Source organism: Clostridioides sp. ES-S-0123-01 (assembly GCF_020658415.1).
In the GTDB taxonomy this organism is placed as follows: Bacteria; Bacillota; Clostridia; order Peptostreptococcales; family Peptostreptococcaceae; genus Clostridioides.
In genome coordinates, this window is the sequence record NZ_JACVWD010000006.1 from 25738 (window position 1) to 43467 (window position 17730).

General features: G+C 29.3%; 17 protein-coding genes and 1 riboswitch. Of the genes, 16 read left to right on the forward strand and 1 reads right to left on the reverse strand.

What is annotated here, in order from left to right:
- Positions 1–59: 59 nt before the first annotated feature.
- The 4 genes from IC175_RS14920 to fabZ all read left to right on the forward strand — a co-directional run bounded on the left by IC175_RS14920 (position 60) and on the right by fabZ (position 2747).
- Positions 60–728: a M23 family metallopeptidase gene (locus IC175_RS14920; protein ID WP_227434544.1), complete on the forward strand. Its 669-nt coding sequence runs from the start codon at positions 60–62 to the stop codon at positions 726–728.
- Between the two features lie 97 nt (positions 729–825).
- Positions 826–1086 (forward strand): sporulation transcriptional regulator SpoIIID, encoded by a 261-nt coding sequence (gene spoIIID / locus IC175_RS14925; RefSeq protein ID WP_044212029.1) that lies wholly within the window; start codon positions 826–828, stop codon positions 1084–1086.
- Positions 1087–1283: 197 nt separating this feature from the next.
- The gene (locus IC175_RS14930) at positions 1284–2303 is read left to right on the forward strand and encodes a rod shape-determining protein (RefSeq protein ID WP_227434545.1); all 1020 of its coding nucleotides are present in this window, start codon (positions 1284–1286) and stop codon (positions 2301–2303) included.
- A 15-nt stretch (positions 2304–2318) separates the two neighbouring features.
- Positions 2319–2747 carry a 3-hydroxyacyl-ACP dehydratase FabZ gene (fabZ, locus tag IC175_RS14935; protein WP_227483562.1) on the forward strand — a complete coding sequence of 143 codons (429 nt, stop codon included), beginning with the start codon at positions 2319–2321 and terminating at the stop codon, positions 2745–2747.
- A 144-nt stretch (positions 2748–2891) separates the two neighbouring features.
- Here fabZ and yyaC read toward each other — a convergent pair whose 3' ends face one another.
- Complete coding sequence (yyaC, locus tag IC175_RS14940) at positions 2892–3401, reverse strand: spore protease YyaC (RefSeq protein ID WP_021382545.1); 510 nt, start codon at positions 3399–3401, stop codon at positions 2892–2894.
- A gap of 188 nt (positions 3402–3589) precedes the next feature.
- A riboswitch (SAM riboswitch) is annotated at positions 3590–3693 on the forward strand.
- Between the two features lie 136 nt (positions 3694–3829).
- Here yyaC and metK point away from each other — a divergent pair.
- The 12 genes from metK (at position 3830) to IC175_RS15000 (ending at position 17518) form a co-directional block, all read left to right on the forward strand.
- Positions 3830–5023, forward strand: a complete 1194-nt coding sequence (gene metK / locus IC175_RS14945) for a methionine adenosyltransferase (RefSeq protein ID WP_227434547.1) — start codon at positions 3830–3832, stop codon at positions 5021–5023.
- A 334-nt stretch (positions 5024–5357) separates the two neighbouring features.
- Positions 5358–6455 carry a hypothetical protein gene (locus IC175_RS14950; RefSeq protein ID WP_227434548.1) on the forward strand — a complete coding sequence of 366 codons (1098 nt, stop codon included), beginning with the start codon at positions 5358–5360 and terminating at the stop codon, positions 6453–6455.
- A 271-nt stretch (positions 6456–6726) separates the two neighbouring features.
- The gene (locus tag IC175_RS14955) at positions 6727–8946 is read left to right on the forward strand and encodes an ATP-dependent RecD-like DNA helicase (RefSeq protein WP_227851675.1); all 2220 of its coding nucleotides are present in this window, start codon (positions 6727–6729) and stop codon (positions 8944–8946) included.
- A 2-nt stretch (positions 8947–8948) separates the two neighbouring features.
- Positions 8949–9731, forward strand: coding sequence for a ComF family protein (locus IC175_RS14960; protein WP_227851676.1), 783 nt, complete (start codon positions 8949–8951; stop codon positions 9729–9731).
- Positions 9732–10074: 343 nt separating this feature from the next.
- A complete protein-coding gene (locus tag IC175_RS14965) occupies positions 10075–11979 on the forward strand; it encodes a BglG family transcription antiterminator (RefSeq protein WP_227483560.1) in 1905 nt (634 codons plus the stop codon).
- Positions 11980–12118: 139 nt separating this feature from the next.
- Positions 12119–12427: a PTS lactose/cellobiose transporter subunit IIA gene (locus tag IC175_RS14970; protein ID WP_227483559.1), complete on the forward strand. Its 309-nt coding sequence runs from the start codon at positions 12119–12121 to the stop codon at positions 12425–12427.
- A gap of 26 nt (positions 12428–12453) precedes the next feature.
- Positions 12454–12780: a PTS sugar transporter subunit IIB gene (locus IC175_RS14975; protein WP_227434553.1), complete on the forward strand. Its 327-nt coding sequence runs from the start codon at positions 12454–12456 to the stop codon at positions 12778–12780.
- A gap of 38 nt (positions 12781–12818) precedes the next feature.
- Positions 12819–14153: a PTS cellobiose transporter subunit IIC gene (gene celB / locus IC175_RS14980; protein WP_227434554.1), complete on the forward strand. Its 1335-nt coding sequence runs from the start codon at positions 12819–12821 to the stop codon at positions 14151–14153.
- Between the two features lie 10 nt (positions 14154–14163).
- Positions 14164–14682 carry a GrdB-related putative oxidoreductase gene (locus IC175_RS14985; RefSeq protein WP_227434555.1) on the forward strand — a complete coding sequence of 173 codons (519 nt, stop codon included), beginning with the start codon at positions 14164–14166 and terminating at the stop codon, positions 14680–14682.
- A gap of 93 nt (positions 14683–14775) precedes the next feature.
- Entirely contained in the window at positions 14776–15735 is a 960-nt protein-coding gene (locus tag IC175_RS14990; RefSeq protein ID WP_227831454.1) for a N(4)-(beta-N-acetylglucosaminyl)-L-asparaginase, read from the forward strand.
- A gap of 53 nt (positions 15736–15788) precedes the next feature.
- Positions 15789–16841, forward strand: coding sequence for a Sapep family Mn(2+)-dependent dipeptidase (locus tag IC175_RS14995; protein ID WP_227851677.1), 1053 nt, complete (start codon positions 15789–15791; stop codon positions 16839–16841).
- A gap of 2 nt (positions 16842–16843) precedes the next feature.
- Positions 16844–17518: a copper homeostasis protein CutC gene (locus IC175_RS15000; protein ID WP_227434558.1), complete on the forward strand. Its 675-nt coding sequence runs from the start codon at positions 16844–16846 to the stop codon at positions 17516–17518.
- Positions 17519–17730: the final 212 nt, after the last annotated feature.

The following is a 17730-nucleotide window of genomic DNA, read 5'->3' on the forward strand; positions in this document are numbered from 1 at the left end:
TATAAAATACCAAAAACACGTCAATAATCCAAATGTAGAAATATATTTGGAGGTGCGAAATGAAGAAAAAACTGTTAGAAAAAGATGGTTTTTATTTATCTTTATTTGTATGTGTTTGTTTATTAGCAGTAGGTGGAGTTTGGTTTACAAATAATAATGTAGATAAATTAGCTTCTAATAAAGGCATGATAGAAAAATCTAATAAAGATAGTGAAGAGGAAATACATTTAATTGAAAAAGATAAGAAAGATGCTATCCCTACTGCGACAGATTCAAAACAAAACTTAGAAAAAGCTAAGGCAAAAGAAGAAAATAAGTCAAGTACAACAAAATTAAATTACATTGGTGATAAGATAATAAGAGAATATTCAGAAAAAGAACCTAGTTATTCTAAAACATTGGATGTTTGGGAAACTCATAAAGGTATAGATGTTAGTTGTACTAAAGGTAAAGAAATAAAATCTCTATTAAACGGAATGGTAGTAGATGTATTTGATGATGAAGAATATGGAAAATCAGTAAAAATAAAAAGCGACAATAATACTGTAGTAGTATATTCAAATCTAGATGAAAATGTTAGTGTTAAGAAGAATCAGAAAGTAACAGAAGGACAATCATTAGGGACTGTAGGAAGTACTTCTCAGATAGAAAGTGAAGAGGGTATACATGTGCATTTAGAAGCATATAATGGAGAAAAATCTATAGACCCAATGAGTCTAATTAAGTAAAAGTATAACAAGTTTAATCATATTTGGTTAAGCTTGTTATATTTTTTGGTGTTTTTACATATATATCATTAAAGCTATTATGTGAGGGGGGTAATCTTTGAGATCTCATATAGAGGAAAGAGCCATAGTGGTAGCAAAATATATACTTGAAAAAAACACTACAGTAAGACAAACAGCCAAGACATTTGGAGTAAGTAAGAGTACAATTCACAAGGATGTTACAGAAAGATTAAAGGAAATAAATCCATCCCTTGCCAAAGAAGTTAAAAGTGTGCTAGACAAAAATAAATCAGAGAGACATATTAGAGGGGGATTAGCAACGAAATTAAAGTATGAGAAGGAACATAAAAAAATGTAGGTTAAAAACCTACTTTTTTTATTACATTAAATTATTGTAAGAAATATATTATATAATTATAAATAGCAAAAGAATAATACTCTCAAAACATTTATTTTCTCTTGATTAAAGCGAGATTTTTGTATATGCTTTATTATAGGAGTATTAATAAATAGGCTTATAATATAATCTAATATATAAATGAAGGAGTTGAAAAAATGGCTGGAGCTGATATAGGCATAGATTTAGGTACTGCAAATGTACTTGTTTATGTTAGTGGTAAGGGAATCGTTTTAGAAGAACCATCTGTTGTTGCAATAGACAACAGAACAGATTCTGTTTTAGCTGTAGGAGAAGAGGCTAAAAAAATGATAGGAAGAACACCAGGAAATATAGTTGCAATAAGACCTTTAAGAGATGGTGTAATTTCAGATTATGATGTAACTGAGAAGATGTTAAAATCTTTTATAGATAAGATAGTTGATAAAAAGGGATTTGGAAGATTTTTCATGCCTAGAATTATGGTATGTGTGCCAACAGGTGTTACAGAAGTAGAAAAGAGAGCAGTAGAGGATGCTACTAGACAAGCTGGGGCTAGAGAAGTGTATATCATAGAAGAGCCAATAGCAGCAGCTATAGGAGCTGGTGTAGACATATCACAACCTAATGGTAATATGATTATAGATATTGGTGGAGGAACTGTAGATATAGCCGTAATATCACTAGGGGGAGCAGTTGTAAGTGAATCTATAAAAGTTGGCGGAGACCGATTTGATGATGCTATAGTTAAGTATATGAAAAAACAACATAATCTTCTTATTGGAGAAAGAACCGCAGAAAAAATTAAGTTTGAAATTGGTTCTGCATTTAAGAGAGAAGAAGAAAAGTATATGAAAATAACAGGAAGAAATCTGATTACAGGTCTTCCTAGTTCTATAACTATAAACTCAGCAGAAATGTTAGAAGCCCTTAGAGAATGTGTTGAACAAATAGTTGTTGCAACTCATGCTGTTTTAGAAAAAACACCACCTGAATTAGCAGCAGACATAGGTGATGTTGGTATAATAATGACTGGCGGAGGCTCATTATTATATGGATTAGATAAGATAATAGAACAGAGAACAGGAATAACTGTTACAATAGCAGATGAACCACTATCTTGTGTTGCGAAAGGAACAGGGATTGCTTTGGGCTCTATAGATTTACTTGAAACAGGTGGGTCTTTCAAAAGAAAATAATTAGGAGAGTTTAAAATGTTAAATATAGATGAAATAAAAGAACTAATACCACATAGATATCCATTTTTATTAGTGGACAAGATTACAGAGTTAGAAGTTGGAAAAAGAGCTGTTGGTATAAAAAATGTAACAGTTAATGAACCATTTTTTCAAGGTCATTTTCCAAATTACCCATTGATGCCAGGAGTGCTGATAGTAGAAGCTCTAGCACAAGTGTGTGGAGTAGCAATGATGTCTTTGGAAGAAAATAAAGGGAAATTAGGTGTATTTGCTGGTATTGATAAAGTTAGAATCAAGAGAGAAGTAAGACCAGGAGATACATTGACTATGGAAGTTGAAATGACAACGCTTAGAAGAAATATAGCAAAAGCAGATGCTAAAGCTTATGTTGGTGAAGAACTTGTCTGTAAAGGTGAGTTAATGTTTGCTCTAGTAGAAAAATAAAATTTTTAAAAATGAAAAGCATTAAAACAGAAGAATAAATATCAAAATAAAAAGGTAGATAATTTGGAGTATTTATTAAATTAAATACTCTATAGTATCTACCTTTTTAATACAAAAAATTTTATCAGTTACCTTATATAAGATTTAAGTAGATACCAATAGTGCTAAGGCTATTGTTTCAGCTAAGTCTAGTATAAAGCTAAGACGTATATTATTAAATGAAAGTCTGTTATTTTCATCAATTTTATCTACAATCCCTACTATAGAATAATTTCCTATTTGAGGTAGTTTTTTTCCCACACCTTTTCCGGGCAGGATAGGTCCTTCTCTAATCTGTATATTGCCTATGTTACTCTGTGACCCCAAGCAAGCATCTATAGCCAAGAAGTTACCTTGCATATGTGTATTTTTTATAGTATCTAAAGACTCATATATATTTAAGGCGTGAATAGGGTTATCTAGTGTACCGTAAACGGGGTATTTAAATTTACTGTTTTTAAGTATTGTTCCAACCAAAGGGCCTAAAGTATCACCTATAGCCCTGTCTGTTCCTATGCAAACAACAATCGTATTTTCATTAATTATGGTTTTGAGAACTGAACTTAGCATCTGTATAACATCATCATCGCTGTAATTTACTTTAGCTAAATACAATAGGAACACCCCCTTCAAAAAAATATATGAATAAAAAACACTAAAAAGACCTAACTTTAAATTTCAGATAGAGATAATATTTTATTTGTCTCACAAAAAAAGTAATGGCAAAAATATGACTAAAAATCTTGACAAAATTTTAAAAAAATAGTAAGCTAATAAAGTAAAATAAAACTTAAATCTTGATTACCTTATCAAGAGCGGCTGAGGGATAGGCCCTGTGAAGCCCAGCAACCACCCAAATGGGAAAAGGTGCTAATTCCTACAAGACAAAAGTCTTGAAAGATGAGGTCAGTTAATTAGTATGCGATTACGATTATTAACCTCTTCTTATAAGGAGAGGTTTTTTATTTTGAGTAAAATTTCTAAGAATTGAAGATAAGGTAAAATCTATAATAAAAATTAAGAATGAATAAGGAGGAACAAAAATGGCAAGACATTTATTTACGTCAGAATCAGTTACAGAAGGACATCCTGATAAGATATGTGACCAAATATCAGATTCAATATTAGATGCATTGTTAGAAAAAGACCCACAATCTAGAGTAGCTTGTGAAACTACAGTAACAACAGGCTTAGTTTTAGTAGCTGGAGAAATAAGTACATCTGCTTATGTAGATATACCTAAATTAGTAAGAGAAACAGTAAAAGAAATTGGATATACAAGAGCAAAATATGGATTTGACTGTGACACTTGTGCAGTTATAACTTCTATAGATGAACAATCTGGAGATATAGCTATGGGAGTTGATGAAGGTCTAGAAAGTAAGACTGGAGAAGAAATAGAACAAGAAATAGAAAAAGTAGGAGCTGGAGACCAAGGTATAATGTTTGGATTTGCATGTAATGAAACTCCAGAATTAATGCCACTTCCAATATCATTAGCTCATAAATTATCAAGAAGACTTACAGAAGTTAGAAAGACAGGTTTAGTTGATTATTTAAGACCAGATGGAAAAACTCAAGTTACTGTTGAATATGAAGGAAATAAAGCTGTAAGAGTACATACAGTTCTTATATCAGCTCAGCATTGTGAAACAGTATCAAATGATAAGATAAGACAAGATTTAATTGAGCATGTTATAAAATCAGTTATACCAGCTGAATTACTTGATGAAGATACTAAAATTTATATAAACCCAACAGGCAGATTCGTTATAGGAGGACCTCAAGGGGATACAGGTCTTACAGGAAGAAAAATAATAATAGACACTTATGGAGGATATTCTAGACATGGTGGAGGAGCTTTTTCAGGAAAAGACCCTACAAAAGTTGATAGATCTGCTGCTTATGCTGCTAGATATGTTGCTAAAAATATTGTTGCGGCTGGACTTGCAGATAAATGTGAGATAGAACTTGCATATGCTATAGGTATAGCTAGACCATTATCTATATTTATAGATACTTTTGGGACAGGTAAAGTTTCAGAAGAGAAGCTTGTTGAACTAGTAAACAAACACTTTGATTTAAGACCAGGAGCAATAATAAGAGATTTAGATTTAAGAAAGCCTCTTTACAAAAAGGTTGCTGCTTATGGTCACTTTGGTAGAACGGATATAGATTTACCATGGGAAAGAACTGATAAAGTAGAACAATTAAGAAAAGACGCATTAGGTGAATAATGCTTAGATAAGGAGCTGCTAGAATGTAATTTTAAAATTACGTTTTAGCAGTTTTTTATTTTATGATTAAATATATTTAATAAATACTAATTTTAAATCATATAATAAATAAACATTATTTAGTGAGATTAATATATTTCATTATATAATATTGCATTAAATTAATACATAGTAGAAGGCATATGTTAAAAATTGGTTAAGATTTCGTTAAGTAATGTTAAATAATTCAAAAAATATTGAAAAGCATCAATAATACAACTAATATAGTCTTAATAAACTTACATTAAATTTTACTTATTAAAAAATTTATTTTATTTAGGAGGGAGTAGTGTGTATGTCGGATAAAATAAACATCAAAATGGTTATAAGTTTTGCTGGAGCATATGTAGCGACTGTAATAGGTTCTGGATTTGCAACTGGTCAAGAGATAGTACAATTCTTTACGTTTTATGGGTATGCTGGAATTATAGGAGGAATAATATCTATGGTATTATTCTCATGGTTTGGAGCAGAAGTTATAGAAAAAGGGAGAGAATTAAAGCTTAAAGAACCAATAAAGATTTATCAAGTATATTGTGGAAAATATCTTGGTACATTTTTTGAGTGGTTTGGACCATTGTTTTTGTTTGGTACATTAGTAATAATGATTGCAGGAGCAGGAGCTACATTATCAGAGTATTATGGTCTAAATCCATATGTAGGTAGAATTGGTATGGCAATCGTTTCCCTAATAACTGTATCTCTAGGTTTGACAAGGCTTTCAAAGATACTAGGTAATATAGGTCCTATAATAATAATATTTACACTTTTAGTAGGAGCAATTAGTCTATTTAGTAATATTGGCGCTTTATCAAATGCAGGAGCTATAATTGATAGTCTAAACGTTAAAACTGCTACATCAAATGGATATTTCTCAGGAGTACTTTATACTTGCTATAATGTAATAATAGTAATAACATTTTTAACTGGAATGGGAGCTTCAGCAAAAAATAAGAAAGATGCTGTATGGGGAGGTATAGTAGGTGGAGTAGCCCTTATGGCAGCTGCTATAATGATGAATCTAGCATTACTTTCAGATGTAGGAAATATATACACAAAAGAAATACCAGCTCTTTATTTAGCTGACAAGATATCTCCAATTATAGGTATTTTATTCTCAGTAGTACTTTTATTAGGAATATATACTACAGCTGTACCATTATTATGGTCAGTAACTAATAGATTTGTGGAAGATGACCATCCTAAATTTAAAATAATAACAGTAGTAGTAAGCATATTAGCATGTATAGGAGGATTATTACCATTTGATAAGCTTGTAGGGACATTATATCCATATACAGGTTATATGGGAATTTTAATTTTACTATGTATGCTTTATCGAAGAATTACCAAAACTGAAGGATACAAGGAAAATAAATCTGAGGTAAATTAATATCAAAATAAATTTGTGAAATTTAATCTATGTTTTAGAAGTAAGCTGGTTGAAATAAAATAATTATTTATATATGGTACCTTTACTTTAAGGTACCATATTTTTAGGGTGCAGATTTTTTTTGTTTCTGATAAAATGTATAATAGTTAGAAATTAAGTTAAGTATAAAAATATAGAAAAATTTTCTGATAGAATCCTATCATAGAACTTAATATATTTAAGTATACTAACATACGAACGGAACAATTATTAGTATTTTTAGGAGATAAAAATGGAAAAATTAGAAGGAATGATAAGTGAAATAGTCTTTAAAAATGAAGATAATGGCTATACAATAGCTCATCTGGTAAATGAAAATGATGAAATTGTTGTTGTAGGATGTATGCCTACTTTAGCAATGGGAGAGAGTATAGAGGTTGAAGGTAAATGGGTAAACCACAAAATTTATGGAACTCAATTTGAAGTGAATAGTTTTATGCCAGTGACACCATCATCTTTGGAAGGAATTTATGTTTACTTATCTTCTGGTATGATACATGGAATTGGCGAAAAAATGGCTAAGAGAATAATTGATAAGTTTGGTGTTGACACACTAGATATAATACAAAACTACCCAGAAAAATTACAAGAAGTAGAGGGTATAGGTAGTAAAAAGGTAAAGCAAATAGTAAAGAGTTATGAAGAAGATAGAGAACTAAGAAGCATAATAATTGAACTATCTCCTTTTGGAATAACACCCAATTACTGTCTAAAAATATATAAAAAATATAAAAGTAGTGCAATAGAAATTATAAATAAAAATCCATATCAGCTTGCTGAAGACATAAGAGGAATAGGGTTTAAAGTAGCTGATAGTATAGCTAATAAAATTGGTATAGATAAGAATTCTAAAGATAGAATATGCCAAGGAATATTATATACCTTAAATAAATCACTAAGTAATGGGCATACATATTTGCCAGAACATATTCTAATACAAGATTCGGAAAAATTGTTGGAGTTAAGTGGAGACATAGTAAAAGAATGTGTAATGATGTTGGTATATAATCAAAAAATACATATAGAAAAAGTAAATAATGAAAATCTCATATATCTTATGCCCTACTATTTGTCTGAAAATGGAGTATGTAGTCAAATAGTAAAATTGTCGCAGTATGAATTTGAAGATTTGAATATAGATATAGAAAATGAAATTAAAATTTTAGAAGATGATAAGAATATTAAGTTAGCAGAGAAGCAAGTTTTAGCAGTTAAAGAATCTGTGAACAGTGGCGTATTAATTATAACTGGTGGGCCAGGTACTGGAAAAACTACCACTATTAATGCAATTATAGATATATTTGAAAATAATGGGAAAAGTGTAACTTTAGCTGCTCCAACGGGAAGAGCAGCTAAGAGAATGAGTGAAACTTCTAATAAAGAAGCAAAGACTATACATAGATTATTAGAAATGGGATTTTCAACAGATGATGATTTAACATTTTTTAAAGATGAAGAAGACCCAATAAATTCAGATGTAATAATAGTCGATGAAGTATCAATGGTAGATATTATCTTAATGTATAATTTACTTAGAGCAATAAAATTAGGAACAAGAGTAATATTAGTTGGGGATAGCGACCAATTACCTTCTGTAGGTGCAGGCAATGTACTTAAGGACATGATAGATTCAAATATTATAAATGTAGTCAAATTAAATGAAATATTTAGACAAGCTCAACAAAGTATGATAATTGTGAATGCGCATAAGATAAATAATGGAGAACCACTTCATTTAAATACAAAGGGAAAAGACTTCTTTTTTATAAGAAAATCAACAAATGAAGAGATATTAAATGAAATAATAGGTTTGGTAAATGAAAGATTACCTAAATTTTATAATGTCGATAAACTAAAAGATATACAAGTGTTATCTTCAATGAGAAAAGGAGAGCTAGGAGTTACCAATCTTAATATAGAGTTACAAAAGTATCTTAACAAAAAGGAGAAGTTTAAAGTAGAAGAAAGTTTTTCTAAAAGGTTGTTTAGAGTTGGTGACAAGGTAATGCAAGTAAAAAATAATTATACAAAAAAGTGGGAGACAGAAGACCAAAAGGAAAGTGGGGAAGGTATATATAATGGAGATATAGGCTATGTATATCATATAGATAAGGATAAGAAAACTATTTATGTACTATTTGACCAAACTAAAATTGTATCATACTTATATGATGAATTAGATGAGATTGACCATAGTTTTTGTACAACCATACATAAAAGTCAAGGAAGTGAATTCCCAGTCGTAGTGATACCAATAACTTGGGCTCCTCCTATGTTACTAAGTCGTAATTTATTATATACAGCAGTGACAAGAGCAAAAAAATTAGTTGTGTTAGTTGGAGATGTGAAATATTTGGAATATATGATAAAAAATAACAGAGTAAATCAAAGATATTCAAACTTAGGATATAAGTTAAACAAATTCAAACAAGAAGGGCTGTTGATAGAGTAAATATGAAAATATGCAATGATAATTTTATTAAGAGTCTTAGAAATCTAATTAATAAATGTCTGGATTTTATTTATCCTGAAAATATAAATTGCATAATTTGTGATAAATCAATAAAAAAAACTAATACCTATTCAGTCTGTAAAAGTTGTTTTAATGAAATGAATTTTATACTAAATGGGTGTATAAAATGTGGAAAGCCAATAATACATCATTCACTTGAAAAAGAATTTATTGAAGGATGTAGCTATTGTTTTGATAAAAGTTTTTATTTTGACAAGTCAATCTCCTGTATTGAATACAACGAGATAACTAAAAAAATAATATTAGGATTAAAGTACAATCAAAAAACATTTATGGCTAAATACATAGCGCAAATAATGAAAGAAAAGTTGGATTTAGAAAATGTGAAATTTGATTATATATTATTTGTTCCACTTCATAAGAAAAGACTTAATAAAAGAGGATTTAACCAAGCACAAAAAATAGCTTTGAGTTTGAGTAAAATAATCAATGTTCCAATGTTAGATTGTATATCCAGGGAAAAAAATACAAGGATGCTTTATAAGTTAAGTAAACAAGAGAGAAAAAAGGAATTAAAAAATGTATTTGCTGTTAATGAAAATATTAAATTAATAAATAATAAAAATGTACTTTTGATAGATGATATATTTACAACTGGCGTGACAACAAATGAAATATCTAAGATTTTAAAGTTATCTGGTGTTAATAAGGTTTTTGTAATGACGTTGCTTACAAGAGCAAATGACAACTACGTTATGGAATAATCTTATATATTGACAATTTTACTTTAAAATATTAAAATGAATAAGTGATATTTAGGTCTGTGGTTGAAAGTCCAAGCCAGTCGCAGGCAAAAGGATCCACGTAAGTTAACACTAAAAATTGGGTTAATGAGCATGGTGCGGCTTAGAAGTAAGACCTACCGATAATAAAATCGAGAGAGAGTAGTAGTGCGGCGAACCCAAGCGAACCCTCCAGTAGGCGAGTGTGGGGTCAAAGACCAGGTCAGCTAAATATCATATTAAAAGAGAGCTAGCATAATGTTTTTATGTGTAGCTCTTTTTTATATATAATAAATTTAGATTGAATCATAAAGAGGTGATATATATGAACAAAAGACAAGAGAACTTGTTGACAGTATTGCTATTGAAAGAAGAATTTATAAATATCAATGACATTGCTAACGATTTTGAGTGCTCAGAGAGAACAATAAGAAATGATTGTAAGTACATTGATGAATGGTTGTCTACTTTTTGTAGTGCTTATATTAAAAGAAAGCCTAAAATAGGAATTAAGTTTAGTGGAGATGATACAGATAAAATAATAGTAAACCAGAAGTTAAGAGGTGAAGTTAAAAGAGTAAATAGTGAACTCCATAAACAAGTTGAGATATTGAATCTATTACTTTGCAATAATAAGAAGATTACCTTAAATGATTTGTCCAATAAATTGTATATAAATAAAAATATTGTTAGGGAAGAAATAAATACATTATCAGTAGAATTAAGTAATTATAATTTGAAAATTTCAACTAAAACGGGCAGTGGTATATGTATTGAGGGAAATGAGAAAGACATAAGGATAATGTTAGTGGCATTTTTATTTAAATATATAGATAAATACAGACTAAACATGGATGAAATAGAATATTTCCATATAGTAGACATAATAGTTGTCAAAAATATAATGTCTATAATAGAAGATAAAATGGATATAAGACTTACAGATGTTTCATTCAGGCAATTGATGTTATTTTTACTTATAAATATCATACGAATAAGGTTGGGGAATTCTTTTGAAATAGTAAATATTAAAAAAGAATTAAAGTTAGAAATTCTTATATTAGATATAGAAAATGAGTTGAAATCCAGTCTATCTATAGTATTAAACCATGAAGAAAAATTATTTATAGAATCACTAATACTTGGCATGAATAAACAAATAAATAGTAAAGATACTAAAAAATCACTATACCTTAATGAAGAATTATCAGAGTATACAAAAAGAATTATAAATCTGGTATCAGAAGAATCGGGTATAAACTTTAATAATGATATATTGCTTTATGACCAATTAATATGTCACTTAAATGTTACAATGCACCAAATGCAAAGTAACGTTTATTTGGAAAATCCACTTTTAGATAATATAAAAAATAAATTTTGTTTTTTATTTACAGTAATTTCAAATTCAATAGGAATTGAGCAAAAAGGAACACAAATAACTGAAGATGAAATAGGTTATCTTACTCTTCACTTTCAAACATCTTTAGAAAGAAAAAGTAATAAGAGAGAATCAACTAAAAAAGCAAGTATCGTGTGCCCATTTAGTTTTGGAGTAAGTATGTTACTAAAAGTAAAGATAGAAAAGAGATTTAATAATATAGAAATAGTTGAAACACTAAGAGAAGAAGATTTAAGAAGAGATAACTTCAATAAAATGATAGATTTTATAATTGCATTTCAAGAATATGAAAATGTACAAAAGCCAATTTTTATAACAACACCACTATTTACTGATGAAGATGAAAATAAACTCAAAGAATTTACCAACAAAATAAAAGAAAAAGATACATCATATAAACTTATGAATAGATTAATGATGTCTGATTATTTAATAAGAGAGCTAGAACATAATGATATTTATGAGGCTATAGCATACTTAACTAATTTATTAATCGAAAAGCATTATGCAGATAAAGAATATTTAAATTCTATTATAGAAAGAGAAAAGGCATATCCAACTAATGTTGGGAAAGGAATATTATTTCCTCATGGAGATATGAAGTATATAAAACAATCTGTCTTATGTTTTGCAAGATTGAAAACACCAATAAAAATTAGAAATGGAAAATACATAAAGATTATACTTTTATTAGCTTATAAAAAAGAGGATGATAGAAAAGTATTTAGAGAATTATTCAAAGAAATATCTAAATTGACAGAAGATGAAAATATGCTTGATGTGCTAAGTAATTGTGATATTAAAAATATAAAAAATATTCTTATATAAATTTATATCAAAATGTGAATAAGCACAAAATTTTCCATGTAGTGGAAAAAGTTGTGCATGTTTTTTTGTTTTTATAAGATATTATATATCTATCAGATAGAAATCAGTTAAAAGTAGACAAGTAATTTAGGAGGAAGAAATGGAAGAAATAGTATTAAAGATTATAATTCATGCTGGAAATGCAAAATCTATGCTTTATGAAGCTCTTGATTGTGCAAAGGAAAACGATTTTGAAAAGGCTGATGAATTAATCGAAAGTGCAAATGAAGAAATATTAAAAGCACATAAAGTACAAACAGAACTTATACAAAAGGAAGCAGGAGGAAATAAATCAGATATATCTATTTTACTAATTCACTCTCAAGACCATTTAATGACTTGTATGAGTGAAAGAAACCTTATAAAAGAAATGATAGTGCTAAGAAAAGAAATTCAAAAATTAAAATAAAAAGTAATTAAGGGGGATTTAAGATAATGAAGAGAAAAGTATATTTATTTTGTAGTTTTGGTATGTCAACAAGTTTACTTGCAGGAAAGATGCAGAAAGTAGCAGATGAACACAATTTACCAATAGAAGTAGAAGCATTTCCAATAGCAGAAATTGATAAGATAGTTGCAGAGAAGAATCCAGATTGTATATTGTTAGGACCTCAAGTTAAATACATGCTAAAGGAGTTAAAGCCAAAGTTTGAAGCTCAAGGAAAACCTGTGGATATAATAAATGAAACTGATTATGGAACTATGAATGGAGAAAAAGTACTAAAGCTTGCTATAAAATTAATAAAATCTAAACAAGCTTAAAATATAGTAAAAAGATACTGAGAAATGAGGGTGGATAGATGAATAAATTGGAAAGAATACTTATGCCGTTGGCTGAAAAAATAGGTAAAAATAAATTATTAATTGCAATTAGAGATGGTTTTTTAGTATCATCACCATTATTGATAATAGGGTCATTATTTTTATTAGTAGCAAACTTCCCAATAAAAGGATGGGACGAATTTGTAGGTCAAATTTTTGGTCCAGATTGGGCAGTAAAATTACAACAGCCAACTATAGCGACTTTTGAAGTAATGACTTTACTTGCAGTTTTAGGAATTGGTTACTCTTATGCTAAACAAATAGATGTAGACCCAATTGCATCAGCAGCAGTTGCAATAGTCGCCTTTTTTATAGTTACACCATTTGTAATACCATATACACCAGAAGGAACAAAGGCAGTCTATATGGTAACTGGTATCCCATTAGGTTGGATGGGTTCTAAGGGAATGTTTGTAGGAATGATAACCGCAATAACATCTGTTAAGTTATTTGCAGTAGTTGTCAAAAAAGGGTGGACATTGAAGATGCCAGATGGAGTTCCTCCAACTGTTTCAAAATCATTTGCTGCATTAATACCAAGTGCAATAGTTATGGTAGTTTTCTTTTTAGTTAAGATTGCTTTTGAAGCTACACCATATGGAAGTATACATGAATTTATATTTAAGTTTTTACAAATGCCATTATTAAAATTAGGAAATAGTTTAGGTGCTATGGCAATAGCTTATATATTCTTACATTTATTCTGGTTCTTTGGAATAAATGGTAGTAGTGTTGTTGGAGCTGTCTATAATCCAATATTAAAAATTTTATCAGCTGAAAATTTAGCGGCTTTTCAAGCTGGTTCAAAAATACCAAACATAATAACTGGTCAATTCCAGGATATGTTTGCAACATTTGGTGGGGCAGGTAGTACACTATCCTTAATTATAGCTATGTTACTTATATGCAAAAGTAAACGTATAAAATCAATGGGTAAATTATCAATTTTACCAGGGATATTTGGAATAAATGAGCCATTAATATTTGGTCTACCAATAATGCTTAACCCAATATTATTGATACCATTTGCAATAGTTCCAACAATAAACATAATAATAGCCTATTTCTGTATGTCAGCAGGATTAGTACCACTTACAAATGGAGTTCAATTACCATGGACAACTCCAATTATATTCTCTGGATTTCTAACAACAGGATGGCAAGGTGCTTTATTACAAATAATACTTCTTGTACTAGGAATATTTATGTACATGCCATTTATAAAGATGTTAGATAAACAATATTTAAAAGAAGAAAAAACAAATGTTGAAGAGGAAGATGATGATATATCTTTTGATGATTTAGTATTATAGGAGGAAAATTATGAAGAAAATAGTTATGATATTGGATCAAATACAAGCAGGTGCAGGTGGGAAAGAAAAAAGCAATATACCTCCTGCTGGAAAATCAAGTCCATTAGGTCCAGGTGTAATGATGGAACCATTTTTAAAAGAATCTAAAGTAATAGCGACACTTTTCTGTGGGGATGAATTTTTTATAAACAATGAAGAAGAAGTGACAAATAAAATGATAGCTATGGTTAAAAAGTTAAATCCTGATGTAGTAATTTGTGGACCAAGTTTTAACTATGAAAATTTTTCTAAGATGTCAGCAATATTATCTAAAAATATAAATAATAAAACAGATATACCAGCTTTTGCAGCTATGTCAGAAGAAAATACATACGTAATAAACGAATACAAAAATGATATATGTATAGTTAAGACACCTAAAAAAGGTGGAATTGGTCTTAATGATTCACTAAACAATATATGTAAATTAGCAAATTCAATAGCAAATAAAGAAGACATAACTTTAATGAAAGAAGAATTTTGTTATTAATTAACACTTTACTAGGGGACAGGTTTAAGTAAAATATTATTTACATTAAAGTATGTGGATAGAGTTTCTATAATTAAGGAGGGATTTTCTGATATGTGGGGAATGATAGCAACATGGAGAATGGCTATAGAAGGAATCACTGAAGCATCAGAACATTTAGAAAAAGGAATGGAAGCAGGAGATGCTGTAGAACTTGCTGTAAGAAGAGTCGAAGATTATCCATTCTATAAATCGGTTGGATATGGAGGACTTCCAAATGAAAATTGTGAAGTAGAACTTGATGCTGCATTTATGGATGGAAACACATTAGATATAGGAGCAGTTGCAGGTATAAGAGATTATTCTAACCCTGTCAGCATAGCTAGAAAACTAAGTTATGAGAAAGTGAATAATTTCTTAGTTGGAATAGGAGCTGAAGAATATGCCCATAAAAATGGATTTGAAAGAAAAAATATGTTAACAGATAGAGCGAAACTACATTATAAGAAGAGAAAAAAAGAAACTTTAGATAAAGGATTAAGCCCATATGCTGGTCATGATACTGTTGGGATGATATCTTTAGATAGAGATGGAAAGATGTGTGCAGCAACCTCAACAAGTGGTCTATTTATGAAGAAAAGAGGTAGAATAGGAGATTCTGCACTATCTGGTTCAGGGTTTTTCGTTGATAGTAACATAGGAGGGGCTACAGCTACTGGTCTTGGAGAAGATTTGATGAAAGGGTGTATATCATATGAGATAGTTAGACTTATGAAAGAAGGAAAACATCCACAAGAGGCATGTGATATAGCAGTAAATGAGTTAGATGAACAACTTATCAAAAGACGAGGAAAAGCTGGAGACTTATCATTAGTTGCTATGAATAATAAAGGAGAATGGGGAGTAGCTACAAACATAGCTGACTTTACATTCTCAGTAGCTACTAAAGCAGAAGCACCTACAGTGTATATATCAAATAGAATAGATGGTAAAACTATACATAAGGTTGTGTCAAACGAGTGGATGGAAGCATATGAAGCTAGGATAAAGGCTCCAATAGAAGTAAGTGAATAAAGTTTGTATTTATGCAGTAAAGTAGAGTCTTTAATATTTAAAAGGAGATTTTTATGAATATTATAAACAATAAAGTAGACGAGATAAAAGAACATTTATTAAGTGATATTGTAGATATTGTAAAAATACCTAGCGTTGAAGGGGAGTCAGAAAATGACTTCCCTTTTGGCGAAAAGGTAGGAAAAGCACTCAATAAAGCACTAGAAATTTCAAGAAAATTAGGATTTAAAGTTAGAAACTTAGACAATTATATTGGTTATGCAGAATATGGAGATAGCGAAGATTATATCTGTGTAATTGGCCACGTAGATGTAGTACATGAAGGGGAAAATTGGATATATCAACCTTATGGAGGAGAAATATATAATGGAAAAATCTATGGTAGAGGGGTATTAGATAATAAAGGACCTATAATGTGTGCTTTATATGGATTATATGTTATTAAGGAATTAGGTTTAAAGTTAGATAAAAAAGTTAGGATAGTTTTTGGCACAAATGAAGAAAGTGGATTTAAAGATATACCATATTATTTAAAAAAGGAAAAACCTCCTATAATGGGGTTCACACCAGATTGTAAATATCCTGTTGTATATGGTGAAAAAGGTATGGCGAAAATTATAATCAAAAATAACTGTAACTATAAGGAAGATACATTTCTAAGCTTTATAGAAAATATGTCTGAAAAGGTGATTGTCACAAATCAAGAGTTACATAAAGAGAATAGTTACATAATACTGGAGATAAAGGTAAAATATGAATTTAGTTATAAACTAGAAGATGTCTTAGATGAAATAAAATCTAATTTTCCCAATGGTACAGAGATAGAAGTAATTTCTAATTTTAATCCTGTATATTTTGATAAGGATAGTGAGCTTGTTAAAAAACTTCAAATAGCTTATGAAAGAGTAACATCATTAGATGGTACTCCAGTAACAACTAATGGAGGTACATATGCAAAAGTAATGCCAAATATAGTTCCATTTGGACCTTCGTTTCCAGGACAAAAAGGAATAGCACATAATCCTGACGAATATATGGATATAGATGATATAATCTTAAATGCAAAGATATTTTCAAATGCAATATATGAATTAGCAAAGGAGTAGTTATGCTAGAGATAATAGGAATGACAGTAGAAGACGCTAAGATTATAGAAGATTGTGGCGCAGATAGAATAGAATTAGTTAGTGCTTTAACTGAAGGAGGGCTAACACCAAGTTTTGGACTTATAGAAAGTGTTGTTAACAGTGTAAAGATACCTGTGAACGTAATGATAAGACCACATGCTAAAAGCTTTGTATATAGTAAAGAAGACATAAATATAATGTTAAAAGATATAAATACAGTCAAAAAGATTGGAGCTAATGGAGTTGTATTTGGAATGTTAGACAAGAATAATAATATAGATGAAGAAAATTTAAATTTTTTGTTGCAATATTGCGATAATCTTGATGTTACATTTCATAGAGCAATAGATGAATCAAATACAATAGAAAGTGTTAATCTTTTAAAGAATTATGACAGAATTACAAATATATTAACGTCAGGGGGAAAGGGAAGTATAAGAGAGAATATAAAAATTATAAAAGATATGATGCTTAACTCTAATAATATAAAAATTCTTTTAGGTGGAGGTCTTAATTTTAATAATATAGTTGAAATAAAGGGAGTAACTAAGGCAAATAATTTTCATTTTGGTACAGCTGTTAGAATAGATAAAAATCCATTTGAAGATATAGACAGACAAAAGCTAAAACAATTAGTGGATATAATTTCGAAATAATATAAACATATATAATTTATATAACTTATTAGATTAAATAAAGAGTGTTAGTCAATTGTAGTTTGGGTATATGAATATTATGAGTATTGATTAAGAAATTATTGTTATGATGCTTTACTATTTTTAGATAATTTTGAAGTTAAACTAAATAGTGAAAGAAAAAATGAAATATGGAGGTCTTAGAAGGTGGATAACTATGAAAAATTTATAAA

Coding starts and splice junctions, on each gene's coding strand:
- IC175_RS14920 (WP_227434544.1), top strand. CDS start 60: ATGAAGAAAAAACTGTTAGAAAAAGATGGTTTTTATTTATCTTTATTT.
- IC175_RS14930 (WP_227434545.1), top strand. CDS start 1,284: ATGGCTGGAGCTGATATAGGCATAGATTTAGGTACTGCAAATGTACTT.
- fabZ (WP_227483562.1), top strand. CDS start 2,319: ATGTTAAATATAGATGAAATAAAAGAACTAATACCACATAGATATCCA.
- metK (WP_227434547.1), top strand. CDS start 3,830: ATGGCAAGACATTTATTTACGTCAGAATCAGTTACAGAAGGACATCCT.
- IC175_RS14950 (WP_227434548.1), top strand. CDS start 5,358: ATGTCGGATAAAATAAACATCAAAATGGTTATAAGTTTTGCTGGAGCA.
- IC175_RS14955 (WP_227851675.1), top strand. CDS start 6,727: ATGGAAAAATTAGAAGGAATGATAAGTGAAATAGTCTTTAAAAATGAA.
- IC175_RS14960 (WP_227851676.1), top strand. CDS start 8,949: ATGAAAATATGCAATGATAATTTTATTAAGAGTCTTAGAAATCTAATT.
- IC175_RS14965 (WP_227483560.1), top strand. CDS start 10,075: ATGAACAAAAGACAAGAGAACTTGTTGACAGTATTGCTATTGAAAGAA.
- IC175_RS14970 (WP_227483559.1), top strand. CDS start 12,119: ATGGAAGAAATAGTATTAAAGATTATAATTCATGCTGGAAATGCAAAA.
- IC175_RS14975 (WP_227434553.1), top strand. CDS start 12,454: ATGAAGAGAAAAGTATATTTATTTTGTAGTTTTGGTATGTCAACAAGT.
- celB (WP_227434554.1), top strand. CDS start 12,819: ATGAATAAATTGGAAAGAATACTTATGCCGTTGGCTGAAAAAATAGGT.
- IC175_RS14985 (WP_227434555.1), top strand. CDS start 14,164: ATGAAGAAAATAGTTATGATATTGGATCAAATACAAGCAGGTGCAGGT.
- IC175_RS14990 (WP_227831454.1), top strand. CDS start 14,776: ATGTGGGGAATGATAGCAACATGGAGAATGGCTATAGAAGGAATCACT.
- IC175_RS14995 (WP_227851677.1), top strand. CDS start 15,789: ATGAATATTATAAACAATAAAGTAGACGAGATAAAAGAACATTTATTA.
- IC175_RS15000 (WP_227434558.1), top strand. CDS start 16,844: ATGCTAGAGATAATAGGAATGACAGTAGAAGACGCTAAGATTATAGAA.